Source organism: Pseudomonas petroselini (assembly GCF_045037875.1).
Taxonomy (GTDB): domain Bacteria; phylum Pseudomonadota; class Gammaproteobacteria; order Pseudomonadales; family Pseudomonadaceae; genus Aquipseudomonas; species Aquipseudomonas petroselini.
On the sequence record NZ_CP173614.1, the window covers coordinates 3580876 to 3604626 of the forward strand.

Annotated in this window: 23 protein-coding genes and 1 pseudogene; 7 read left to right on the top strand and 17 right to left on the bottom strand. The window is 62.6% G+C overall.

The annotated features are described in order from the left end of the window. Positions 1-51: 51 nt before the first annotated feature. The 5 genes from ACI512_RS16440 to ACI512_RS16460 all read right to left on the bottom strand — a co-directional run bounded on the left by ACI512_RS16440 (position 52) and on the right by ACI512_RS16460 (position 7096). The gene (locus ACI512_RS16440) at positions 52-639 is read right to left on the bottom strand and encodes a LysE family translocator (protein ID WP_236379737.1); all 588 of its coding nucleotides are present in this window, start codon (positions 637-639) and stop codon (positions 52-54) included. A 39-nt stretch (positions 640-678) separates the two neighbouring features. Further along, complete coding sequence (locus ACI512_RS16445) at positions 679-1533, bottom strand: AraC family transcriptional regulator (protein WP_231809729.1); 855 nt, start codon at positions 1531-1533, stop codon at positions 679-681. Positions 1534-1606: 73 nt separating this feature from the next. Next, the gene (locus ACI512_RS16450; protein WP_236379738.1) at positions 1607-2248 is read right to left on the bottom strand and encodes a DUF1345 domain-containing protein; all 642 of its coding nucleotides are present in this window, start codon (positions 2246-2248) and stop codon (positions 1607-1609) included. A 606-nt stretch (positions 2249-2854) separates the two neighbouring features. Continuing rightward, complete coding sequence (locus ACI512_RS16455) at positions 2855-5947, bottom strand: efflux RND transporter permease subunit (RefSeq protein WP_236383233.1); 3093 nt, start codon at positions 5945-5947, stop codon at positions 2855-2857. Positions 5948-5953: 6 nt separating this feature from the next. Then, positions 5954-7096 (bottom strand): efflux RND transporter periplasmic adaptor subunit, encoded by a 1143-nt coding sequence (locus ACI512_RS16460; RefSeq protein ID WP_236383236.1) that lies wholly within the window; start codon positions 7094-7096, stop codon positions 5954-5956. A 171-nt stretch (positions 7097-7267) separates the two neighbouring features. Between ACI512_RS16460 and ACI512_RS16465 the strand changes: the two genes are divergently transcribed. Together ACI512_RS16465 and ACI512_RS16470 are read left to right on the top strand one after the other, a co-directional pair. Then, on the top strand, positions 7268-7969 hold the full coding sequence (locus ACI512_RS16465) for a response regulator transcription factor (RefSeq protein WP_064053817.1): 702 nt from the start codon (positions 7268-7270) through the stop codon (positions 7967-7969). A gap of 3 nt (positions 7970-7972) precedes the next feature. Further along, positions 7973-9274 carry an ATP-binding protein gene (locus ACI512_RS16470; protein WP_236383237.1) on the top strand — a complete coding sequence of 434 codons (1302 nt, stop codon included), beginning with the start codon at positions 7973-7975 and terminating at the stop codon, positions 9272-9274. Here ACI512_RS16470 and ACI512_RS16475 read toward each other — a convergent pair whose 3' ends face one another. Genes ACI512_RS16475 through ACI512_RS16485 form a run of 3 tightly spaced genes read right to left on the bottom strand, consistent with a single transcriptional unit; the run spans position 9275 to position 11027 of the window. Continuing rightward, positions 9275-9943 carry an anti-sigma factor domain-containing protein gene (locus ACI512_RS16475; RefSeq protein ID WP_064053815.1) on the bottom strand — a complete coding sequence of 223 codons (669 nt, stop codon included), beginning with the start codon at positions 9941-9943 and terminating at the stop codon, positions 9275-9277. Further along, positions 9940-10455: a sigma-70 family RNA polymerase sigma factor gene (locus ACI512_RS16480; protein ID WP_236383240.1), complete on the bottom strand. Its 516-nt coding sequence runs from the start codon at positions 10453-10455 to the stop codon at positions 9940-9942. The genes ACI512_RS16475 and ACI512_RS16480 overlap by 4 nt, the downstream gene beginning before the upstream one ends. Before the next feature lie 50 nt (positions 10456-10505). Continuing rightward, the gene (locus tag ACI512_RS16485) at positions 10506-11027 is read right to left on the bottom strand and encodes a DUF3455 domain-containing protein (RefSeq protein ID WP_012723914.1); all 522 of its coding nucleotides are present in this window, start codon (positions 11025-11027) and stop codon (positions 10506-10508) included. 138 nt (positions 11028-11165) lie between these two features. Between ACI512_RS16485 and ACI512_RS16490 the strand changes: the two genes are divergently transcribed. Then, a complete protein-coding gene (locus tag ACI512_RS16490; RefSeq protein WP_231809498.1) occupies positions 11166-11936 on the top strand; it encodes a class I SAM-dependent methyltransferase in 771 nt (256 codons plus the stop codon). A gap of 91 nt (positions 11937-12027) precedes the next feature. Then, positions 12028-12813: a sulfite exporter TauE/SafE family protein gene (locus tag ACI512_RS16495; RefSeq protein WP_236383245.1), complete on the top strand. Its 786-nt coding sequence runs from the start codon at positions 12028-12030 to the stop codon at positions 12811-12813. A gap of 402 nt (positions 12814-13215) precedes the next feature. Here the strand turns inward: ACI512_RS16495 and ACI512_RS16500 are convergent, their stop codons facing one another. Next, positions 13216-14457, bottom strand: a complete 1242-nt coding sequence (locus ACI512_RS16500) for an acyl-CoA dehydrogenase family protein (protein WP_236383868.1) — start codon at positions 14455-14457, stop codon at positions 13216-13218. Between the two features lie 267 nt (positions 14458-14724). Here ACI512_RS16500 and sfnG point away from each other — a divergent pair, with 267 nt between their 5' ends. Further along, complete coding sequence (gene sfnG / locus ACI512_RS16505; protein WP_405121217.1) at positions 14725-15810, top strand: dimethylsulfone monooxygenase SfnG; 1086 nt, start codon at positions 14725-14727, stop codon at positions 15808-15810. On the opposite strand, the pseudogene ACI512_RS16510 reads toward sfnG, so the two are convergent. The 3 genes and pseudogenes from ACI512_RS16510 to ACI512_RS16520 form a co-directional block, all read right to left on the bottom strand. Next, positions 15809-16019: pseudogene (locus tag ACI512_RS16510) on the bottom strand (ribosomal-protein-alanine acetyltransferase); the annotation flags it as partial. The gene sfnG and the pseudogene ACI512_RS16510 sit on opposite strands and share 2 nt — an antisense overlap. Before the next feature lie 149 nt (positions 16020-16168). Beyond that, positions 16169-16930, bottom strand: a complete 762-nt coding sequence (gene map, locus ACI512_RS16515; RefSeq protein ID WP_236379616.1) for a type I methionyl aminopeptidase — start codon at positions 16928-16930, stop codon at positions 16169-16171. Then, a complete protein-coding gene (locus tag ACI512_RS16520) occupies positions 16930-17130 on the bottom strand; it encodes a ParD-like family protein (RefSeq protein ID WP_064053810.1) in 201 nt (66 codons plus the stop codon). The genes map and ACI512_RS16520 overlap by 1 nt, the downstream gene beginning before the upstream one ends. A 274-nt stretch (positions 17131-17404) precedes the next feature. On the opposite strand from ACI512_RS16520, the gene ilvA reads away from it, so the two are divergent. Further along, complete coding sequence (ilvA, locus tag ACI512_RS16525; RefSeq protein WP_082893942.1) at positions 17405-18427, top strand: threonine ammonia-lyase, biosynthetic; 1023 nt, start codon at positions 17405-17407, stop codon at positions 18425-18427. 234 nt (positions 18428-18661) lie between these two features. Further along, positions 18662-18931, top strand: a complete 270-nt coding sequence (locus ACI512_RS16530; protein ID WP_043205265.1) for a DUF1652 domain-containing protein — start codon at positions 18662-18664, stop codon at positions 18929-18931. Here ACI512_RS16530 and ACI512_RS16535 read toward each other — a convergent pair. From ACI512_RS16535 to ACI512_RS16555, 5 genes are all read right to left on the bottom strand, one after another. Beyond that, a complete protein-coding gene (locus ACI512_RS16535; protein ID WP_236379617.1) occupies positions 18928-19326 on the bottom strand; it encodes a hypothetical protein in 399 nt (132 codons plus the stop codon). The genes ACI512_RS16530 and ACI512_RS16535 overlap by 4 nt on opposite strands. Positions 19327-19404: 78 nt before the next feature. Further along, the gene (locus ACI512_RS16540) at positions 19405-19674 is read right to left on the bottom strand and encodes a DUF2790 domain-containing protein (protein ID WP_043205266.1); all 270 of its coding nucleotides are present in this window, start codon (positions 19672-19674) and stop codon (positions 19405-19407) included. 84 nt (positions 19675-19758) lie between these two features. Continuing rightward, on the bottom strand, positions 19759-20697 hold the full coding sequence (locus tag ACI512_RS16545) for a carbohydrate kinase (RefSeq protein ID WP_236379618.1): 939 nt from the start codon (positions 20695-20697) through the stop codon (positions 19759-19761). A gap of 12 nt (positions 20698-20709) precedes the next feature. Further along, entirely contained in the window at positions 20710-22191 is a 1482-nt protein-coding gene (gene xylB / locus ACI512_RS16550; RefSeq protein ID WP_236379619.1) for a xylulokinase, read from the bottom strand. Positions 22192-22269: 78 nt separating this feature from the next. Then, positions 22270-23751: a mannitol dehydrogenase family protein gene (locus tag ACI512_RS16555; protein WP_236379620.1), complete on the bottom strand. Its 1482-nt coding sequence runs from the start codon at positions 23749-23751 to the stop codon at positions 22270-22272.

The following is a 23751-nucleotide window of genomic DNA, read 5'->3' on the forward strand; positions in this document are numbered from 1 at the left end:
ACTCGTTCATTTGAGCAGGGGGACGCTTCGGCGTCCCCCTTTTTTTTGCGTTCAGACCCGCACACTCAGCCAGGTCGAGCCCAGCAGAAGCAGGGCCATGCACCGGTTGAAACGTTGCATCGCACGCGGCGAACGCAGGAACCTGCCCGACCCCGCACCCAGCACAGCCCAGGCCCCGAGACATGGCAGCGATATCAGGAAAAACACCAGGGACAGGCTCAGCACCTGGCTCTGGCGCTCGGCACCGTTACCCGCAAATACACTGACCACCGCAAGCGCCATCATCCAGGCCTTGGGATTGATCAGTTGCAGGCTGGCGGCACCGGTCATGCCCAGCTGTCTTTGGGTTGAATGCGCTTGCAAGGCCTGGGGCGGCGCGCGGTAAATCTGCCAGGCGAGGTAGCTCAACCAGGCCACGCCGGTCCATTGCATGGCGGTTTGAACCCTGGGCAAATGCGCCAGTGAGTGGCCGACACCCGAGCCAACCAACAGCACAATCCCGGCAGCACCCAGGCAGGCTCCCAGAATGATCGGCAGGGCGGCTTTGAAGCCATAGCGCGCGCTGTTGCTCAGTACCAGGATATTGGTAGGCCCAGGGGTAATTGACGCAACAAAGGCAAACAACACAAACGGCAGCATGGCGGGAGACTCCAGAAGATCAATCGATGGCGTCGATCTTCACAAGCCGGCGTGTGACCTGTCTGGAAGATTTGAGCAGCGCTTGCGGTACGCGGCAGGCGTCAAGCCGTAGGCGCGCACGAACCAGCGGCCGAGGTGACTTTGGTCGGCAAAACCCAATGCAATCGCGACATCGGCCGGTTGCTCACCCCTGGCCAGCAAGTGCCGGGCGCGGGCCAGGCGCAGTTGCACCAGATACGCATGGGGCGGCAGGCCAAACGCGCTCTTGAACGCGCGACTCAGACGGAAGCGGTCGACGCCGCAGGCCAGGGCCAGTTCGTCCATGCCCACGTCAACCTGCAGATGGGCATGGAGGTATTCCCGGGCCTTGTGCGCCACCCGCGGCAGACGTGGGTCTTCGCGGTAGCGGGTGCGCCAGTAGAGTTGGCCGGTGAGGCGTTCCAGCAATTGGTCCATGGCGCGCTGGCGCACGATGCGCAGTTCGCCGCTGTGCAGGGTCCGGAAGGCCTGGCTGGTGGCCAGCGCCAGGCGCGGGTCGCTGGTCAAGGTGCTGGTGAAACTCAGCTGGCTGCCCTGCGGTGCTTCTTCGAACACTGCGCTTACTTCCCGCGCCAGCCATTGTGGGTCGAGGTAGAGCATGTGGTAGGTGAAGCCGCCAGCGGTGGGCGCATCGCCGTCATGCAGTTCGCCGGGTTCCACCAGGAACACCTGGCCGGGCACGCTGTGGTGGCGGGTGCGGCGGCAATTGAATTGCTGCACGCCTTGTTCGGTGACGCCGATCAGGTAGCTGTCGTGCCAATGCGGGTCATACGCATGGCCTTCGAAATGCGCGCGCAGGGTCTCGATGCCGGTGTCGGCGTCCTGGGACAGGTCGATCCAATTGTGCGCGGTCATCACTCACCGAAGCGGAATACGTGAGGTTATTAGCGCCCAGCGCCGGGTGGGCGTCTAGAAGGTTTGTGCAGCATCAACCGAACAGCCCGGCGGCGATATTGATCGAGAACCCCAGGATCGCCGTGTTGAACAGAAACCCGATCAACGATTGTCCCAGCACCACCTTGCGCATGCCCCGGGTGGCCACGCCTACATCCGAGGTCTGCACCGCCACGCCAATGGTGAAGGAGAAGTACAGGAAGTCCCAATAGTTGGGGGTCAGCAGCCCTTCGGCGAAGCGCAGCGCCGGCTCCTTGCCGCCCCAGGTGTAATACAGACGGGCGTAATGCACGCTGAAAATCACCCCGATCAGCAGCCATGAACCGATCACCGTCAGCCCGGTAAAGCCGTAGTGCAGCAGGCGTTCGGAGGTGGCCAGGTCTTTGCTGCCGACCAGTTCGAAGGTGATGGTCGCCAGGCTGGCAATGGCCGCGATGCACACCGTGAACAGCACCAGCCCGGCGTTTTCATCTTCGACCTCGGCGATGCGCTTCACGTCCTCGGCCTTGGCGCGGCGGGCCAGCCACAGCATCAGCACCAGATAAGTCCAGACCCCGGCGTTCCAGCCGATGAGGATTTTGCTGACGAGGGAGTCGGCCGGCGCCAGGAGGCCCACGGCAAGGCCGAGCACGGCGGCGGCGGAGAGGCGAGGGTGGGTGCGGGCCAGGAAGGGCATAGAGACTCACAGCTGACGAGGTGTCAGTAGACTGTACCTGATCCCGAATACAACCCATAACCCTTGTGGGAGGGGGTTTGCTCCCGATAGCGGTGTGTCAGTCGATTCATCAGGTGACTGCTACACAATTCTGGGTATGGCGCTGGATCTGTGGCGAGGGAGCTTGCTTCCGTGGCGGCCTGGCAGACGACCAGGCTGTTGGATCAGACCGGGTACATATCCGTTATTTAGGTCACGGCTGCTATGGGTTCCGCTTTTACAGCGGCTCACTTTTGAAAAGCGCAAAAGTAAGCAAAACGCTCTTGCCCCAACACTCGGCACCTCGCTCACGCTCGGTGTGCCCGTAATCCGACAGGTATTTGGGGGGCCGCCGCCACGCGCCATCCATGGCGCGGGGCGGCTAAACCGGCATCCCTGCCGGTTTACCCCCCAAATCCCTGTCGGATTCCGGCCAGCGTGTTTGACGGGGCGCCTGAGATCAAAAGCGAGATCAAGATCAGGATCAACAGCGACTCGCTTCGCATCGTGGTTAGTGTGGTTGCTACTGCGTTGTGTAGATGCCTATGGTCATCGGGGGCAAGCCCCCTCCCACATTTTTTCCCGTGTCTACTTGGGGCTTTTTTTGACCAGCTTCATCACCACCACAAAAAACACCGGCACAAACACCACCGCCAGCGTCGCGGTGATCATCCCGCCGATCACACCCGTGCCGATCGCCTGCTGGCTGGCCGAGCTGGCCCCCGTGGCAATCGCCAGCGGCACCACGCCGAGGATGAACGCCAGGGACGTCATGATGATCGGCCGCAAGCGCAACCGTGCAGCCTTCAAGGTGGCGGTGATCAGGTCTTCACCCTGGTCGTACAGGTCCTTGGCGAACTCGATGATCAGGATCGCGTTTTTCGCCGACAAGCCAATGATGGTGATCAAGCCGACCTTGAAGAACACATCGTTGGGCATGCCGCGCAAGGAGACGGCCACCACTGCACCGAGCACGCCCAACGGCACCACCAGCAACACCGAGGTCGGAATCGACCAGCTTTCATACAATGCCGCCAGGCACAGGAACACGATCAGCAGCGACAGGCCGAGCAGCAACGGTGCCTGGGCGCCGGACAGGCGCTCCTGCAGCGACAATCCGGTCCATTCCTGGCCCAGGCCGGCCGGCAACTGGCTGACCAGTCGCTGGATCTCATCCATCGCCTCACCGGTGCTGTGCCCCGGTGCCGCTTCGCCGGAAATCGCGATGGCCGGGTAGCCGTTGTAACGGGTCAACTGCGTCGGGCCCTGGGTCCACTTGGCTTCGACAAACGCCGACAACGGCACCATCTTCCCGGCGTTGTTGCGCACGTTGATCTTCATCAAGTCCGCCACCTGGCTGCGCTGGTCACCCTCGGCCTGCACCACCACCCGCTGCATGCGGCCCTGGTTGGGGAAGTCATTGATGTAGGCCGAACCGATGGCCGAGGACAGCACGTTGCCGACGTCGGCAAACGACACGCCCAGCGCGTTGGCCTGCTTGCGGTCCACCTCCAACTGCACTTGCGGGGCTTCGGCCAGGGCGCTTTCGCGCACGTTGGCCAGGATCGGGCTTTTTGCGGCGGCGGCCAGCAACTCGGTGCGCGCCGCCATCAAGGCGGCATGGCCGACACCACCACGGTCCTGCAAGCGGAATTCGAAGCCGCTCGAGGTGCCCAGGCCATCGACAGGCGGCGGCAGGATCGCATAGGCGATCGCGTCCTTGAGCTCGCTGAAGGCCATGTTGGCACGGTCGGCAATCGAGGACGCAGAGTCATCGCTGCTGCGTTCCGACCAATCCTTGAGCGTGGTAAACGCCAGCGCCGCGTTCTGCCCCGAGCCGGAGAAACTGAAGCCCATGATCATGGTGGTATCGCCCACCCCAGGCTCGCCGGCGTTATGCGCTTCGATCTGCTCGGCCACCTGCACCGTGCGGTTCTTGCTCGCACCCGGTGGCAACTGGATGTCAGTGATGGTGTAGCCCTGGTCTTCCACCGGCAGGAACGAGGAGGGCAGGCGGCTGAACATCCATCCCAGGCCGACCAGCAGCACCAGGTAAATCAACAGGTAGCGGCCGCTGCGCTTGAGGGCGTAGGCCACCCAGCCTTCATAGCGGTCGGTGAGCTGTTCGAAGCGCTTGTTGAACCCGCCGAAGAAACCGCCCTTGGCGTGGTGCTCATCCTTGGCAATCGGCTTGAGCAAGGTGGCGCACAGGGCTGGGGTCAAGGTCAGGGCCAGGAACGCCGAGAACAGGATCGAGGTGGCCATCGACAGCGAGAACTGCTGATAGATCACCCCCACCGAACCCGCCATGAACCCCATCGGCAGGAACACCGCCACCAGCACCAGCGTGATGCCGACGATGGCACCGGTGATCTGGCCCATGGCCTTCTTGGTCGCGTCCTTGGGCGACAGGCCCTCGGTGGCCATGATCCGCTCGACGTTCTCCACCACCACGATCGCATCGTCCACCAGGATGCCGATCGCCAACACCATGCCGAACATGGTCAGTACGTTGATCGAAAAGCCCAGCAACAACATGGTCGCGAAGGTGCCCATCAACGCAATCGGCACCACCAGCGTGGGGATCAGCGTGTAACGCACGTTCTGCAGGAACAGGAACATCACCGCAAACACCAGCGCCATCGCCTCGAGCAACGTGTAGACCACCTTGGTGATCGAGACTTTGACGAACGGCGAAGTGTCGTACGGGATCTTGTATTCCACATTGGCCGGGAAGAAGCGCGACAACTCGTCCATCTTCGCCCGCACCAGCGTCGCAGTGTTCAGCGCGTTGGCACCCGGTGATAGTTGCACGCTGACCGCGGTGGACGGTTTGCCGTTCAGGCGCGTGGAGAACTGGTATTCCTGGCTACCGACTTCCACTCGCGCCACGTCGCCGATGCGCACGGTGGAACCGTCCGGGTTGGCCTTGAGCACGATGTCGGCGAATTCGGCCGGCGTCGACAACTGGCCCTTGACCAGCACCGCCGCGGTGATTTCCTGGCTGTTCGTACCCGGCAAATCACCGATGCTGCCGGCGGATACTTGGGCGTTCTGCGCGCTGATCGCGGCGTTCACATCGGCCGGGGTGAGGTTGAAACCGATCAGTTTCTGCGGGTCGATCCAGATGCGCATGGCGCGCTCGGCACCATACAGCTGGGCCTTGCCCACACCGTCCAGGCGCTTGAGTTCGTTCATCACGTTGCGCGCCAGGTAGTCACTGAGCGCTACGTCATCGAGCTTGCCGTCGTTGGACGTGAGGGTCACCAGCAGCAGGAAGCCGGCGGAGACTTTCTCCACTTGCAAACCTTGCTGGGTCACCGCTTGCGGCAGGCGCGGTTCCACGGCCTTGAGGCGGTTTTGCACGTCAACCTGAGCCATTTCCGGGTTGGTGCCCGGCTGGAACGTCGCGGTGATGGTGGCCGAGCCCAGGCTGCTCTGCGACTCGAAATACAGCAGGTGGTCGGCGCCGTTGAGCTCCTGCTCGATCAGGCTGACCACGCTTTCGTCCAGGGTCTGGGCCGAGGCGCCTGGGTACACCGCATGGATCTCGACTTTCGGCGGCGCGACGTTGGGGTACTGCGCCACCGGCAGTTGCGGGATGGCGAGCGCGCCGGCCAGCAGGATAAACAGGGCCACCACCCAGGCGAAGATCGGGCGGTCAATAAAGAACTGCGGCATGACAGGTTATTCCTTTACGAGCGGGCTGGCGTCCACTTCAACTTTTTCACCGGGGCGCGCATGTTGCAGGCCTTCGACGACGATACGGTCACCGGGCTTGAGGCCGCTGCTGACGATCCAGCGGTCCTCGATCACCGCGCCCAACTCCACCGGTTGCTGGGTCACCGTTTGCTCGGCGTCCAGTAGCAGCACCATCGGAATGCCGGCGCTGTCACGGGTGATGGCGCGTTGCGGCACGCTGATGCCTTGCTTGTCGACGGCCTGTTCCAGGCGCACCCGTACAAAGCTGCCGGGCAGCAGGTCGAGGTCCGGGTTGGGGAATTCGCTGCGCAGGATGATCTGCCCGGTGCCAGGGTCGACGCTGATCTCGGCGAACAGCAATTTGCCCGGCAATGGGTAGAGACTGCCGTCGTCCTGGATCAGCGTGGCTTTGGCCTGGTCTTGGCCGACCTGCTTCAAGCTGCCGGCGCGGAAGGCCCGGCGCAGATCATTCAGCTCGCGGGTGGACTGGGTCAGGTCGGCGTGGATCGGGTCCAGTTGCTGGATGATCGCCAGCGGCGTGGCCTCGTTCTGGCCGACCAGTGCGCCTTCCGTCACCAGCGCCCGGCCGATGCGCCCGGAAATCGGCGCGGTCACGGTGGCGTAGCCCAGGTTCAGCTTGGCGCGCTCGACCGCCGCCTTGTTGGCGGCGACCTCGGCGTTGGTCTGGCGCACGGCGGCGCGGGCGTTGTCGTAGTCCTGGCCGCTGATGGCGTTGCCTTCCACCAACTGGCTGTAGCGCTGCTCTTGCAGGCGCGCCTGGAAGGCATTGGCCTCGGCCTTGCTCAGGTTGGCCTGGGCGCTGTCGAGATCGGCCTTGAACGGCGCGGGGTCAATGCGAAACAGCACGTCGCCCTGTTTCACGTCGTGGCCTTCCTTGAACACCCGCTGCATCACCACGCCGGCGACTCGTGCGCGCACTTCGGCAATGCGCGGCGCGGCAATGCGCCCACTCAGTTCGCTGGTGATGGACAGGGGCTTGGCGGCGAGGGTTTCGATGCGCACTTTGGCCAGGGGCATTTCCGGTGCCTCGGCGGCGGATTTGTCACACGCGCTCAGGGCCAGGGTGAGGGCCAGCAGGCAAAACGGCGCAAACAGATTCTTCGACATGCTCTTATCCCAATATTGACTGGCGCATCCTAAAGTCACCTGCGCCGTGGTGCTGTGAAGCTGTGTAGGTGGTGTGTGAAGAAATGTAAGGTGCGGCGCGCGGGGCGCCGGGGGCGTATATCCTTGCACAATCCTGCACCACACCAACAAACCGCATTATTTGGAAACACCATGCCCAACATCCTCCTGGTGGAAGACGACGCCGCACTCTCCGAGCTGATTGCCAGCTACCTGGAACGCAATGGCTACCAGGTCAGCGTGCTCAGCCGCGGCGACCACGTCCGCGAACGCGCCCGCCTGAACCCGCCGGACCTGGTGATCCTCGACCTGATGCTGCCCGGCCTCGACGGCCTGCAGGTGTGCCGCCTGTTGCGCGCCGATTCGGCGGGCCTGCCGATCCTGATGCTCACCGCCCGCGACGACAGCCACGACCAGGTGCTGGGCCTGGAAATGGGCGCCGACGATTACGTGACCAAACCCTGCGAGCCGCGTGTGCTGCTCGCCCGTGTCCGCACATTGCTGCGGCGCAGCAGTTTGTCCGAGCCCCAGGCGGCCAACGACCAGATCATCATGGGCAACCTGTGCATCGACCTGTCGGAACGCACCGTGACCTGGCGCGGGCAGTCGGTGGAGCTGTCCAGCGGCGAATACAACCTGTTGGTGGTGCTGGCGCGGCACGCCGGCGAAGTGCTCAGCCGCGACCAGATCCTGCAGCGCTTGCGCGGTATCGAGTTCAACGGCACCGACCGTTCGGTGGATGTAGCCATCTCCAAGCTGCGCCGCAAGTTCGACGACAACGCCGGTGAGGCGCGCAAGATCAAGACGGTGTGGGGCAAGGGCTACCTGTTCAGCCGTTCCGAGTGGGAATGCTGAGCCATGTTTCGTGTACTGCTGCGCCTCTACCTGATCACCATCGTCACCTACAGCCTGGCGATTTACTTGATCCCCTCGCTGGTGATCCAGCTGTTTGAACACCGCTACATGAACTACAACATCGAGCAGACCCGCGGCCAGCAGAAGCTGATCGTCAAGCAATACCTGCGGGCGCCGGTGGAACGCTGGTCACAGGTGACCGAGCAATTGGGCCACGACTTCGCGCCGCTCAAAGTGCAGTTGCTGCTGCGCCAGGACGCCAGCTATAGCCCCGCGCAGGAAAAACTGCTGGAGCAAGGCAAATCGGTGGTGCGCCTTGGGGAATGGGGCTGGATGGAGGAAATCAGCTCGCCGATCAATGAGCAATTCGTGGTCAAGCTGACGATCCCGCCGGATCCGATGGACATGAACGTGCTGTACTGGGCCATCAACGTGCTGATCGTCGCCGCGCTGCTGGCCTGCCTGCTGGTGTGGCTGCGCCCGCACTGGCGCGACCTCGAGCGCTTGAAAAGCACCGCCGGGCAATTGGGCCGGGGCAACCTGGCCGAGCGCACGCGTATTCCGGCCAGCTCCAGCATTGGCAGCCTGGCTTCGGTGTTCGACACCATGGCCGACGACATCGAGCACCTGCTCAACCAGCAGCGCGACCTGCTCAACGCCGTCTCCCATGAACTGCGCACACCGCTCACACGCCTGGATTTCGGCCTGGCCCTGGCGCTTTCCGAAGACTTGCCCGAGGCCAGCCGAGAACGCCTTCAAAGCCTGGTGGCGCATATCCGCGAGCTGGATGAACTGGTGCTGGAGCTGCTGTCCTACAGTCGCCTGCAAAACCCGGCGCAACTGCCGGAGCGGGTCGAGGTGGTGCTCGATGAGTTTATCGACAGTGTGCTTGGCAGCGTCGATGACGAATTGGAAAACCCCGAGATCGTCATCGACGTGGCGCTCGATTGCGCGGTGGAGCGGTTCAGTCTTGATCCGCGCCTCACCGCCCGTGCCTTGCAGAACCTGCTGCGCAATGCCACGCGTTACTGCGACAAACGCATCCAGGTGGGCGTCAAGGTGTGCCCCAAGGGCTGTGAAATCTGGGTCGACGATGACGGTATCGGCATCCCGCTCGACCAGCGTGAACGCATCTTCGAGCCGTTCTACCGCCTTGACCGCAGCCGTGACCGCGCCACCGGCGGCTTCGGCCTGGGCCTGGCCATCAGCCGGCGCGCCTTGGAGGCCCAGGGCGGCACCTTGACCGCATTGGCGTCGCCATTGGGCGGCGCGCGGTTCCGGGTGTGGTTGCCCAGCGGCGCTTGATCACAGCACTTTGACGGCGCGACCGATCGCCTGGATCGGCCCGGTGGGCTTGCCGGTCGGCGAGCCGCGCGGGTCTTCCAGGGTCAGTTCGAACAGCTGGTTCTGCGTCAGCGGCGGCAACTGGTCCAACGGCACCGACAGCGTCTGGCCGGGTTTGACCAACCCCAGCGACACCGGCCCTTGCCAACCATCGCCCTTGGTCCAGAACTGCAGGGCCTTGTCCGCCGGTACTTCCATCACGCCCAATGGGATCAACTGAATCTGCTGGTTATTGCTGGCCTGAATCACCCAGCCCGGGGCCTGGCTTTGCGGAGCCACCAGCACCACCACAAAGCTGGGTTCCAGGTTGGGCGGACGGGTCAGCAGCAGTGCGGCCAGCACCAGCGTAGCCACCAGCCCGGCACCGGCCAGGCCACGCCATACGGCGAGCAGATCCCACCAAGGTGTGCGGGCGCCGGCGGTGCTGCGTTCGATGCGTGGCCACAACTCGGAGGAGGGGGGCACGGGCTCCGCCAAGGCGGTCAACGGCAACAGGCGTTGCTCCCAGGCGTCCACTGCCGCGCGTAACTCGGCGTCGTGGCTCAGGCGCTGTTCCACTTCCGCGCGTTGTTCGCCAGGCAGGGTGCCCAGCACGTATTCGCTGGCCAGTTCGTCCAGTGGGTTGCTCATGTCATGCACTCCCGCAGCGCGGCGAGGCTACGTTTGATCCAGGCCTTGACGGTCCCCAGCGGGGTGCCGAGTTTCTGGGCGATTTCGCTGTGGGAATAACCGTCGACATAGGCATGCAGGATGCATGTGCGACGGGTCGGGTCGAGCTGCTCCAGGCAGGTGTGGACTTGCCCCGTGCGTGCGCTGAACTCAAAGGTGTCGGTTGCAGCGACTGGCTCATGTTCGTCGCCCAACGGGACTTCGCGATAATGGTTACGCACGACGTTGAGCGCCAGGTGGCGGGTCAGGCTGAACACCCAGCCACGGGCCGACCCGCGACAGGGGTCAAAACTGCCGGCGCCGCGCCAGATCTTGATGAACGCGTCATGCACGATATCTTCGGCCAGGGACTTGTCCCTGACGATACGCAGCGCCACGCCAAGCAGATGGCTGCTTTCCTGCTGATAGAGCGCGCGCAAGGCGCGTTGATCGCCACGGGCGCAGGCCAGCAGACAGGCTTCGTAATCAAACACGCGGTGCTCCCCCCAACCAACGTCATTGGGGGCAGCGTAGCCGTATTTATTCAGTTGGCTGCCCAGAAGATGTAATCAGCCTTGTACTTGACCACTTCCTGCTTGCCCTTGTTGGCCGCCGTGCACGCGCTGTTCGGTGCTACGCCCCCCTCTAACGCAACCCGCTGGATGTAACTCACACCGCTCATCGCGCCCTTGCCTTCGGCCGGGTTGGCCTTGACCAGTTGGTACGGAAGGTTGCCTGCACCGGACGGCGCCACGGCCAGCTGGGTGCCGGTGACTGTCGAACCGTCCTTGGCCTGCCAGGTGGCGGGTGGACCGAAATAGGTGCCGACTTGCTTGCCGCTGCGGTCATTCAACACGGCCTTGGGGCCGACGAAGGTCCATTCGGTCTGGCCGGCGGCGTTGGCTTTGTCCCGGCACTCGTAGGTGATTTCGCCGACGCCGGTGGTCTCCAGCGCCACCTTGTGGCCGTCCGGCACTTTGATGCTGTCGGGCAAGCCGGTCTGGGCAAAGGCTGCGGGTGCGGCGGCGAGCAGGGCGGTGAGGCAGAACAGTGCTTTAGCGTTCATGGGTACTTCTCCATTTCAGTAAAACAGCGGGGTGACTGAAAGGACTACCCATGGCACACACGATTGGATGCAGTGATTAGAAAATAAACGCGGGAGGGCGCACACTGTGCCCCCGCTTTACCCGAAGAGAGATTGGCAATGACTGGTGTTCACACGTCTGCTCAACAAGGTTTCTCTACCCAGGCCGTGACCTACGCCCAAGGTCGGCCGGATTATCCAAGGCAACTCACGGGCTGGCTGGCCGAGACCTTGCGCATCGACGCACAGTCGAGCGTGGTTGACCTGGGTGCCGGCACCGGCAAGTTCACCCGTTTGCTCAGCACCCTGGCGCCGACGTTGACCGCCGTCGAGCCCGTGGCGGCGATGGGCGCGCAGTTGCGCAAACTGCTGCCGGATGTGCGCCTGGTCAATGGCACCGCCGAATCCATCCCATTGCCTTCCGCCAGCGCTGACGCGGTGGTATGCGCCCAGGCATTCCACTGGTTTTCCACCGAGGCTGCCCTGGCGGAAATCCATCGCGTGCTCAAGCCCGGCGGCCGCCTTGGCCTGGTGTGGAACGTGCGCGATGAGTCGGTGGATTGGGTCGCTGCCATCACCGACATCATCACGCCCTACGAGGGCGACACCCCGCGTTTTCATACCGGGCTCTGGCGCGAGGCCTTCAACGGCGTGTACTTTTCCGCCCCCGACGTGACCTATTTTCCCTACAACCATGTCGGCAGCCCTCAGGAGGTGATCATGGATCGCTTCCTCTCCGTGAGCTTTATCGCCGCGCTGGCTGATGGGCCCAAGGCGAGTGTCACCGCGCAATTGCAAGCGCTGATCGACACCCACCCGGCGTTGAAGGGGCGTGACACGGTTGCCTTTCCGTATCAAACCCAAGCCTACGTCTGTCATCGCCTGAGCTAAAAGGCATAAAGTCAGATCATATTGATATAAGTCGTTATAAGAAAAATCGCTATCCTGCGGCCAGAAATTTATAAGGCCGCAGGTAGCTTTGATGGATGTAGGTAATGTTGGTTTCGTGGTGGCTGGCCTGATCGTTGGTTTTATCGTAGGGATGACCGGTGTGGGCGGGGGCTCGTTGATGACCCCGATCCTGCTGTGGTTCGGCATCAACCCGGCCACGGCGGTGGGTACCGACCTGTTGTACGCGGCGATCACCAAGTCCGGTGGGGTGCTGGTGCATGGCAAGAACAAGAACATTGACTGGACAATCACCGGTTGGCTGACCTTGGGCAGCGTGCCTGCGGTGGTGCTGACGCTTTGGTTCCTGGCCAGCCTGCACACTGATCCCAGTGCGATGAACGCGGTGATCAAGCAGGCGCTGGGTGTGGTGTTGCTGCTGACGGCGCTGGCGATTCTGTTCAAGAAAAGCCTGCTGGCGTTTGCCCAGCGGCATGCGGGCGATGACTATCACATGAGTCCGCGCAACCTGAATGTGTTGACGGTGGTGACGGGTGCGATCCTGGGGACCATGGTTGCCCTGACCTCCATCGGTGCGGGTGCGCTGGGGACTGTAGCGTTGTTTATTCTGTATCCGTTTCTGGCCACGCGGCGGCTGGTCGGGACTGAGATCGCGCATGCTGTGCCGCTGACCCTGGTGGCGGGGTTGGGGCATGCCAGCATGGGGAATATGGATTGGCATTTGTTGGGGTTTTTGTTGATGGGGTCGTTGCCGGGGATCTATATCGGTAGCCATATGACTGGCAAGTTGCCGGATGGGGTGTTGCGCCCGTGTTTGGCGGTCATGCTCATGGCTATTGGCTACAAATTGGCCTTCTGATTGGGGGGGCATATCCGTTATAAAGCCTGTACGGACCGGACACAGGGTTGACGGGGCGCCTAAGATCAAAAGCAAAAGCGCGGCGGCCTTAGAGCCGACGGGTGTGGCACCTGTCGATCGCGGTCCAAATGTGGGAGGGGGCTTGCCCCCGATAGCAGTGGGGCAGTCACAGATGCATGAGCTGACACACCGCCCTCGGGGGCAAGCCCCCTCCCACAGTTTGATCTCCATACATCAGGTAGACATCGGCCTGCTTTTGATCTTGATGTCAGGCGCCCCGTCAAACACGTTGGCCGGAGTGAGGGGATGTCGAGCCTAAGCGAGGCACTGAGTGTTGGGGCGAAGACCTTACCCGCCCCCCCCCCCCAAATAACGCATACACCCCCCAACCCAACAGCCAACTCAAGCCCCAGTCCCTGGCCCATTCCCAATCTGCCAAACAAACGGCGGCTCAACCCCATTGATCACCCAATTCCCCACAATCCTTGCCTTGTAGATCACCGGATTATGCGACGACACCGTCCGCGCATTCCGCCAATGCCGATCCAGCGCTTTCCCCTGGCGCACATCCGAAGCCCCCAATGCATTGAACAATTCACTGGTCGCACGCTGGATCAACTCAGACACCACCACCTGCGCGGTAGCCGACTCAATCTCCGCCGCCACGTTGGCCTCACGCTCCACTGCATCATCCCCACCAAACCGCGCCACGTACGCGCGTTGCGCCGGCAGCGTCGCTTTCAACGCGCTGGCCTCGGCGGCGTAGACCAGCGCAGCCACTTCGCCCACCACCTGTTGAACCTGTGCGTCCTGGCTGACATGGGGCGCATTGCCATGGCTGTAGATGCGTTTGCGGCTGCGCACCTGATGCGCCACATCGCGCAATGCCGCACGGCCAATGCCAGCCAGACTGGCCAGTAACACGAGCTGGTAAAACGCGGTCTGGTATTTGAATCGGGTGGCAAAGTCGATGACGTTGTCCGCGTCCACCACCGCATCGGTAAAGCGCGACGTGCCGCTGCCGGTGGTGCGCTGGCCAAAGCCGTCCCAGTCATCGCTGTGCACCACGCCCGGCTGGCGGGCGCGGGTGGCGGCGATCACATCGGCGCCGGTGTCGCTGCGTTGGGCGTACACATCGATCCAGTCGGCGAAAATGCTGCCGGTGCTGTAGAACTTTTCGCCGTTGAGTTTCCAGCTGTCGCCGTCGGGGCTGACCTGGGTGACCACATCGCCGATGGCCACGTTGCCGATCTCGGTCCAGGCGCAGCCGACGATATCGCCGTCCACGAAACGCTTGAACCACAGGTCGCGGCCGGCACTGGGCGGCGCGTTCAGACGGTCTTCGGCAAAGGCAAAATGCCCGCGCAGGGCCTGGGGGACATTGGAGTCGGCTTCGGCCAGCTCGATCAGCAACTCAAATAACTGCGGCAGGGACGCGCCGCCGCCGCCGTACTCCACCGGCACCCGCACCGCGCCAAAGCCGGCCTCTTTGAGCCACTGGATCGGCTCGTGGGGCAGGCTGCGCTGCTGTTCGCGCGCCAAGGCGCCTTCGGCGATGCGCTGGAAAATCGGCCGAAAGCGAGCGGCCAGGGTCGGGTAGTCGACACCGGTGGACAGCGGGTTGATGACGTGTTGTTCGGTCATGGGCAAGGCTCCGGGGCAGTGATCAATGCGAAGAGTGATTGCACAGTCCGTGCCGGGTGCCAGGGCCAATGTTTACGCGCCGTTCACGGCCTGTGCTGTTGCCCCAGCAACAGCGATCCAGCAAACCGTCGCAATCCCTGACATTTGCCGGTAAGCCGTGCCTGCCGGGTTTTTTCGCCGCAACCCTCATGGCGCGGGCGTTTCTCGTGGCCTGGCACGCTTGCTGCTCAAGCCTTGGGTACATCCCTATGTACGAGGTACCGCTCGATGAGTCAGCAAGCCGTGAAATTTGCCTATTGGGTGCCCAACGTCAGCGGTGGGCTAGTGGTCAGCAAGATCGAACAACGCACCCATTGGGGCATTGATTACAACCGCAAACTGGCGCAACTGGCCGAGGCGGCCGGCTTCGAATACGGTCTCACCCAGATCCGCTTCACCGCCGGCTACGGTGCCGAAAACCAGCATGAATCCGTGGCGTTCAGCCATGCGCTGCTGGCCGCGACCACCACGCTCAAGGTCATCGCCGCGATCCTGCCCGGCCCGTGGCAACCGGCGCTGGCGGCCAAGCAACTGGCAACCATCGACCAGCTCACCAATGGCCGTATCGCGGTGAATATCGTCAGCGGCTGGTTCAAGGGTGAGTTCCAGGCCATTGGCGAACACTGGCTGGAACACGACGAGCGCTATCGCCGTTCCGAAGAGTTCATCCGCGCCCTCAAAGGCATCTGGACCCAGGACGACTTCACCTTCAAGGGCGATTTCTACCGCTTCAACAACTACACCCTCAAGCCCAAGCCGCTGGGCCAGCCGGAAGTGTTCCAGGGCGGCAGCTCGCGGGCGGCGCGGGACATGGCCGCACGGGTGTCGGACTGGTACTTCACCAACGGCAACACCCCGGAAGGCATCAAGGCCCAGGTCGATGACATTCGCGCCAAGGCGGCGGCGAATAACCATTCGGTCAAAGTCGGCGTCAACGCCTTCGTGATCGCCCGCGACACTGAAGAGGAGGCCCGTGCGGTGCTGGCGGAAATCATCGACAAAGCCGGCCCGGAAGCCGTCAACGCGTTTGGCGACGCCGCTAAGCAAGCGGGCAAGGCCTCACCGGAAGGCGAGGGCAACTGGGCCAAGTCCAGCTTTGAAGACCTGGTGCAGTACAACGATGGCTTCAAGACCAACCTGATCGGCACGCCACAGCAGATCGCCGAGCGTATCGTCGCGCTCAAAGCGGTAGGTGTGGACCTGGTGCTGGCGGGTTTCCTGCACTTCCAGGAGGAAGTCGAGTATTTCGGCAAGCGCGTATTGCCGCTGGTGCGCGAGTTGGAAGCCAAGGCCGGGATCAAGCAGGTGGCGTGAGCAAGGTTTTTTCCAGGCGCAGGGCAGGGCTGTGGTCTTCGTAATAGTCGTTGACCACTGCCGCGCAGGCCTCGCGCTTTAGCAACTGCTGGCCCAGCCCAACGCCGCGTACGCGCGCTGCGCCGCCGAAACAGCACCAGTGCATAGCCGAGCAGTTGCCCGTATTCTTCCGCCACCAGCAATTGGCCGTGGGCGCAGCTGATCGCCCATTAATTCAGGCACATCGAAGGGGGGTGAAACGGATAGCGGGTACGACGATGTAAATGTGGCGAGGGAGCTTGCTCCCGTTGGCGTGCGTAGCCCGCCTTTCTTTAGGGCCGCTGCGCAGCCCAGCGGGAGCAAGCTCCCTCGCCACAGCTCATTCGCCAGTCTGCACCTGCAAGGTCAGGACTTCAAAACCATCCGCCGTCACCGCCACGGTATGCTCCCACTGCGCCGACAAGCTGTTGTCCTTGGTCACCACCGTCCAGCCATCCTTCAGGCTGCGCACTTTGGCGCTGCCCTGGTTGAGCATCGGCTCGACGGTGAACACCATGCCTTCACGCAGTTCCAGCCCGGTGCCGGGACGACCGAAGTGCAACACCTGCGGTTCTTCATGCATCTGCCGGCCGATGCCGTGGCCGCAATACTCGCGCACCACGCTGTAGCCGTTGGCCTGCGCGTGGCTCTGGATGGCATGGCCGATATCGCCCAGGCGGGCGCCGGGCTTGACCTGGCGGATGCCGGCCCACATGGCTTCGAAGGTCATCTCGACCAGGCGCCGGGCTTTGGGGGCGACGGTGCCGATCATGTACATCTTGCTGGCGTCGGCGATATAGCCACCTTTTTCCAGGGTGATATCGATGTTGACGATGTCGCCGTCCTTGAGAATCTCCTTGGCGCTGGGCATGCCATGGCACACCACCTCGTTGATCGAGGTGTTGATGGAGAAGGGGTAGTCGTATTGGCCGAGGCTGGCGGGACGGGCTTTGAGGTCATGGCGGATGAAGGTTTCGACGGCGCTGTCCAGCTCCAGGGTGGAGCGGCCGGCGGCCACGAAGCCATCGAGCATGGTGAAGACCTGTGCCAGCAGGCGTCCGGATTCACGCATCACGGCCAGTTGTGCGGCGGTCTTGATCATCAACGGCGCCCCCGGATCAGGTCGGGCTTGTCCAGCAACAGTTTGTTGATCAACTCGTTGTAGGGCAGGCTGGGATTGAGTTCGGCGAGCAGGCCGATCTTGATCCAGAATTCGGCCTGGGCGTTGATGGAGCGGTCCATCGCGGCGCTGGCCAGGCGCAGTTGTTCATGCAGTTGGTCGGTGATCTTGACGATGCCCATGGTTTTCACTGTACGGTATGGATATACAAAGCGTATACGTTTCGTATGTTCAACGTAAACCCCCTCACCGCGAAATGGCGCTTGGCCATTGACTTGCCCGCCCGTCGCCGGTTAGTTTCGCCCTATGACTTTTCAAGCCTTCCGCAGCCAGCCAAGCATTATTACCGGCATTCCTCATTTGGCGGGATAGCGCACGGCTGCACCCAAACCCGCCCTAGAGGCGGGTTTTGTTTTTCCGTCTCCAGGGTCTTTGACAAAAAGCCAGGAGACACCCATGAGCACCTGCACCGCGCCCCACACCGCCGACCCGGGACTGCTTGAACATTATGTGAAAAAAATCCTCGCCGCGCCGGTCTATGACCTGGCGGTGCGCACGCCCTTGCAGGCAGCCCCGGCCTTGTCGGCGTTGCTGGGCAACCAGGTATTGCTCAAGCGTGAAGACCTGCAACCGACGTTTTCCTTCAAGATCCGCGGCGCCTACAACAAGCTGGTGCAGCTCACGCCGGAGCAAAAGGCCCGCGGGGTGGTCACCGCGTCGGCGGGCAACCATGCCCAAGGTGTGGCCCTGGCGGCGCGGGAGCTGGGAATCAAGGCGCGCATTGTGATGCCCAGCAGCACGCCGGAACTAAAGGTGCTGGGCGTGCGTTCGCGCGGTGCGGAAGCGGTGCTGCACGGGGCGAGCTTCCCCTTTGCCCTGGCCCATGCGTTGCAACTGGCCGAGCAATCCGGGGGCACCTTCGTTTCGCCGTTCGATGACCCCGAGGTGATCGCCGGCCAAGGTACCGTGGCCATGGAGATCCTGCGCCAACAACAGGGGCCCCTGGATGCGATCTTCGTACCGGTGGGCGGCGGTGGCCTGATCGCCGGGGTCGCCGCCTACGTCAAATACCTGCGGCCCGAGGTGCGCATCATCGGCGTCGAACCCGAAGGGTCCAGTTGCCTGTTGGCGGCGCTGCGGGCCGGCGAGCGGGTGGTGCTGCCCAGTGTCGACGGGTTTGCCGACGGCACGGCGGTGGCGCAGGTCGGTGCTTATGGGTTTGAGATCTGCCGCGACTGGGTGGATGAAGTCATCACGGTCAGCAATGATCAGTTGTGCAGCGCGATCAAGCTGATCTACGACGATACGCGCTCCATCACCGAGCCGTCCGGAGCGCTGGCGGTAGCAGGCCTGCGTGAATACGTGAGCAGTCACAATTTGCGCGGGCAGACTCTGGTGGCGATCAATTCCGGGGCGAACATCAACTTTGATAGTTTGCGACATGTTGCTGAAAGGGTCGCCGCGCAAGGTGCCGTTTAAACAAACGTGCAGGGTTAAACGTTTAATCGCAGCGGTTCGACGACGATTTAATCGATACTGTTTAAGTTATATAAACAAGCACAGTGCTTATGAGGAATGGTTACAACAGGGGCCGATTTTGCCGAGTAGGCTTGGGTGTTGTAAGCGTCTTCCAAGGTCGGTAAGACGTGGCGGGCAAGGGCCCGCGGGATTAATAACAATCTGTTGGCAGTCTCAGGAAAGGAGAGGTTGACCATGCTTTCGGAATTAGAACTTCGCAGCATTATTGAAGGAAGTTTCCTGCCCAAACGGTGCGAATGCACCAAAGCCGAAGATGCGTCGCTGACGATCAAGGTCTACGACGAGCGCGACCGTGACCGGGTGGATTTGGAAGTCAAAGGCATCAACGCGGAAAAACTCGACAGCAGCCGCGCCATTTGTAACCTGATTGCCGGGTTGCGTGAAGACCTCAAGCACACCCATGCACCCGCCCTGCAACGAGCGGGAGGGCGCAGCCTCTACTAGCTGGACGCTTGAGTGTGAGGGACCGACGACCTGTGGGCCTGGATGAACGCCAGGCCCAATACGGTTTCCGTTGCCACCGCCAGCAAGATGCCCGGCCCGGCATTCCCATTGATCCACTCACTGAACCCCAGCACTGCCAGCACCAGGCACCCGGCGATAAACCCGGTGGTGAGGGCCCGACGCGTGTCTGAAGGCGGCGCGTGACGTGCGCGGTAGAACATGATGCCGATGCCCAGGAACAGCGCGGCGTTGCGGCGCGACACCAGCCCGGCGCCACTGGAATACTCGACACTCCACACCCACAGCAGCAGGTCGGGACGCAGGCCCCAGATAAGCGCGAGGGCGAAGCACAGCAGCGCGGTGAAGGTGGCGAGGGTGCGGAAACTCAACAGCATGGCGAATCCTTTCGGCCTTGGGACAAGCCCGCAAGACTACTCCTATTTGCGCGGGCTTGGCGTGTTTGCCTCATCGACTCAGTTCTGGAAATCGCAGGCGTCGGACATTTTCCGATAGCTCACGTCTTCCACCTTGCCCGCCTTATCCAAGAACTTGATATCCGCCTTGATGACTTTGCATTCGTCAGTCGGGGTTTCGTTCATGGCCAGGACCTTGTCGATATTCATCGGCATGCCGTACCGGTAAGGCACGGGTTTGGCAGCGGCAGGTTGATCGTCGGCCTGGGCCAGGCCTGACACCGCTGCCAGCGCCAGGCTGGCGCTGAGCATTAAGGTGCGCAGTTTCATGGTGGTTCTCCGCAAGTGGGTACAACTTCACTCTCGACGTGCGGGATTAACCATCGATTAATGTTTAGCTGGCTGACAAAACCTTCATCCAAGCTGCTGGCGATACGGCAAGTCCGGCCCGGTCTTGGTGCAGGTCAACGCCGCGGCGCGGATGGCAAAGCCCAGCATGGCGTCGATCTGCGCACGCGTGAGCTGTTGCAGGCCTTCCACTGAATCCAATTGCTGCTCGGTCAACCAGGAAATCAACGCGGCCTGGAAGGTATCACCGGCGCCTACCGTGTCGGCCATCACCACCTTGACCGCCGGTGCAGACCAGTGGCCATGCTGGCGGCTGTAGACGCTGGCGCCCTCGCCACCACGGGTCAGGAAAACCAGCTGGCAACGGTGTTGCAGCCAGCCTTGCAGCACGCTTTCCGGCGACTGGTCGGGGTAGAGCAGGTGCAGGTCTTCGTCGCTGACCTTGATCAGGTCGGCATGCTTGACCAGTTCCGCTACGCGGTTGCGCCACAGCTGGATATCGGGCTGCGGGTTGAGCCGCACGTTGGGGTCGAGGCTGATCATGCGCTTGCCGCTTTCGCGCTTGACCAAACTCAGCAGGGTGTCGCCGATCGGTTGCACCACCAGCGAAAACGAGCCGATATGCAGGCCGCGAATGTCAGCCCCCAGCGCGGGCAGGTGGTCGATTTCCAGCAGGCGGTCGGCGCAGCCTTCGCCACGGAAGTTGTACTGCGGTGAACCATTGGCACCCACGGCGACCATCGACAAGGTGGTCGGCGCGGCGAATTCCACCAGGAACTGCTCGCTGACACCTTCGTCCTTGAGCACCTGCAACAAGCGACGGCCAAGGAAGTCGGTGGACACTCCGCCGAACAATCCGGCGTCGATGCCCAGGCGACGCAAGCCCACCGCGACGTTGAACGGCGAACCGCCGGCAATCGCCTTGTAATTGACCTTGGAAGCCTGCCCGCTGGCGTCTTCCTCGCTGAAGAAATCAAACAGCGCTTCACCACACACCAGATACATAGTCGTTCGCTCTTAAAGGGTTGCCACGTGCTGTTGATAGCGCTCGTAAGCCTGTTGATAGGCGCTGACGCTGGCCGCCACCGGCAGTGTTCGGCTGGCCGGGTCGACGCTCACGCATTTGTCGCACAGGCTGGCCAGGGATTCGCCGGACTGGCTCCACGCCGCCTGGATCGCCGCGCCCAGGGCAGCGGCTTCGCTTTGTTCGGTGCAGATCACTTCGGTGTTCATGATATCGGCAACCATCTGCCGCCATACCGGGCTTTTCGAGCCACCGCCGATCAAACGGATGCTCTGGCTTTGCAGGCCGGTCTGGCGCAGCAGGTCGAGGCCGTAGCGCAGGCCGAAGGTGGTGCCTTCGACCACCGCACGGCACAGGTTGGCGCGGGTCAGGTTGGTCATGGTCAGGCCGTGCAGGCTGCCGGTGGCATGGGGCAGGGCAGGCACGCGTTCGCCGTTGAGGAACGGCAGCATGCTCACGCCGTCGGCGCCGATGGGCGCCTGTTCGACCAGGGTGTTGAACGCGGCCAGGTCGAGGTCGAACAGCTCGCGGATCACCCCGGTGGCGTTGGTCAGGTTCATGGTGCAGATCAGTGGCAGCCAGCCGCCGCTGGACGAGCAGAACGTCGCGACCGAAGCCTGCGGGCTGACGTTGGGCTGGTCGGCAAACGCATACACAGTGCCCGACGAGCCCAGGCTCATGGTGATCACGCCGGGGGCGATGTTACCGGTGCCGATGGCGCCCATCATGTTGTCACCGCCGCCACTGGCGACGATAGCGTTGGGGTTGATGCCCAAGCGTTCGGCGATGGCGGGCAGGATGCTGCCGACCGCCTGATCGGCCTCAATCAGCTGCGGTAAGGCCTGTTCCAGGCGACCGCTCGGATCGATGTGCTTAAGCAGTGCCACGTCCCACTCACGGCTGCGCACATTGAAATAGCCGGTGCCCGAGGCATCGCCGTATTCCGCGACGGCGCGACCGGTGAGCCAATAGTTGAGGTAATCGTGGGGCAGCAGGATATGCGCGATGCGCGCGAAAATGTCTGGGTGCTGCTCGCGTGTCCAAAGCAGCTTGGACACGGTGTAGCCCGGCGCAATCGCTACGCCGAGGCGTTCCAATGAGCCGCTTTCGCCGCCGAGGTAGGCCAGCAGGCGGTCGTTCTCGGGGGCGGTTTCGGTGTCGCACCACAGTTTGGCCGGGCGCAATACCGCGCCGTGCTCGTCCAGTAGCACCAGGCCGTGCTGTTGGCCGGATACGCCGATGCCCAGGATGTCCTGACCGTCCACGCCGGCTTGTTGCAGGGCGCGGTGGGTGGCTTCGGTGAAGGCGTCCAGCCATTCCTGGGTGTGCTGTTCGCGACGGCCATTGGCGCCGCTGATCAGGGTGTGGCTGGCGGCGCCGAGGCCCAGGACTTTGCCGCTGGAGGCGTCGAGGACGATGGCCTTGGTGCCTTGGGTGCCGCAGTCGATGCCGAGGTACAGGTTTTGCTGGGTCATGAGGGTGTGCTCAGCAGTTTATTGTTCGAGTTGGCAATGCATTCCAATGTGGGAGGGGGCAAGCCCCCTCCCACATTGCTAAGCCGGTTTCTTCAGGAGTTGCTGCAGTGTTTCGGTCACGCCGTTATCACGCAAGCTCACATAACACCGCTCGAACGCTGCCACAAACTCAGCCGACTTGGGAATAGCCGTGCCAAAAATCTCTTCCACACCCAACAGGCGCTTGCTGATCAGTGCATCGTCACACACCAATCCCTGGCAGAACTCGGCACGCGGGTCGGGGATCTTGTAGCTGACGCCATGCTCATCCACACCCTTCAAATACAACGCCCACGCCGCCACCACCAGCGCCGCACGCTCCGTCTCGCGCCCATCGGCAATCAACCGATTGATCGTCGGCACGGTGAACTTGGGAAACTTTGACGAACCGTCCGAGCACACCCGCTCCAACTGGTCGGCAATCGCCTGGTTGGAGAAGCGGTCCACCAGCGTCTGCTTGTACTCGGTCAAGTCGATACCCGGCACCGGCGCCAGGTTCGGCGTGACATCCAGGTCCATATACGCCCGCATATACGCCACGAACACCGGATCGTTCATGGTCTCGTGCACGAACCGATAGCCCTTGAGAAAGCCCAGGTAGGTCAGGGCCAGATGGCTGCCATTGAGCAGGCCGATCTTCATCTCTTCATAGGGCGTGACGTCATGGGTGAACTGCACGCCGACTTTTTCCCAGGCCGGGCGACCGTTGACGAATGTGTCTTCCAGCACCCATTGCACAAAGGGTTCGCACACCACCGGCCAGGCATCGTCGATCGCGTGCTCGTCGTGCAGTTGCTGGCGATGGGCGGTGCTGGTCATCGGTGTGATGCGGTCGACCATGGCGTTCGGGAAGCTCACGTTGGCCTTGATCCAGTTATGCAGTTCGGCGTTGTGCAAGGCGGCGAAGGCCAGCAGTGCCTTGCGCGTCACGGCGCCGTTGTGCGGCAGGTTATCGCAGGACATCACGGTGAAGGCCGGGATGCCGTTGGCGCGGCGTTGGGTCAGGGCGGCGCAGATGAAGCCGAACACGGTTTTCGGCGCGCTCGGGTGGGCCAGGTCGTGCTGGATCTGCGGCAGGTGGGCCATGAACTCGCCGTTGCTGTCGTCGATGCAGTAGCCGCCTTCGGTGATGGTCAGCGACACAATACGGATGGCCGGGCTGGCGAGCTTATCGATCAGCGCCTGGGCGCCGTCTTCGGCCAGCAGCATGTCGCTGATCGAGCCGATCACGCGCACTTCGGTGTCGTCGTTATCGCCCAGTTCATACAGGGTGAACAGGTAGTCCTGGCCGGCCAGGTCGTCGCGGGCCTTGCGGTCCTCAGCGCGCAGGCCGACGCCGCAAATGCTCCAGTCCAGGCCTTCGCCGGTATTCATCAGTGCATCGGTGTAATACGCCTGGTGCGCGCGATGGAAACCGCCGACACCTATATGAGCGATGCCTTGGGTGGTGCTGGCAATGGCGTAGGCCGGCAGTTTTACTTCCGGGGCCAACTGGGTGAGGGTGTGTTTATTCAGCTTCAT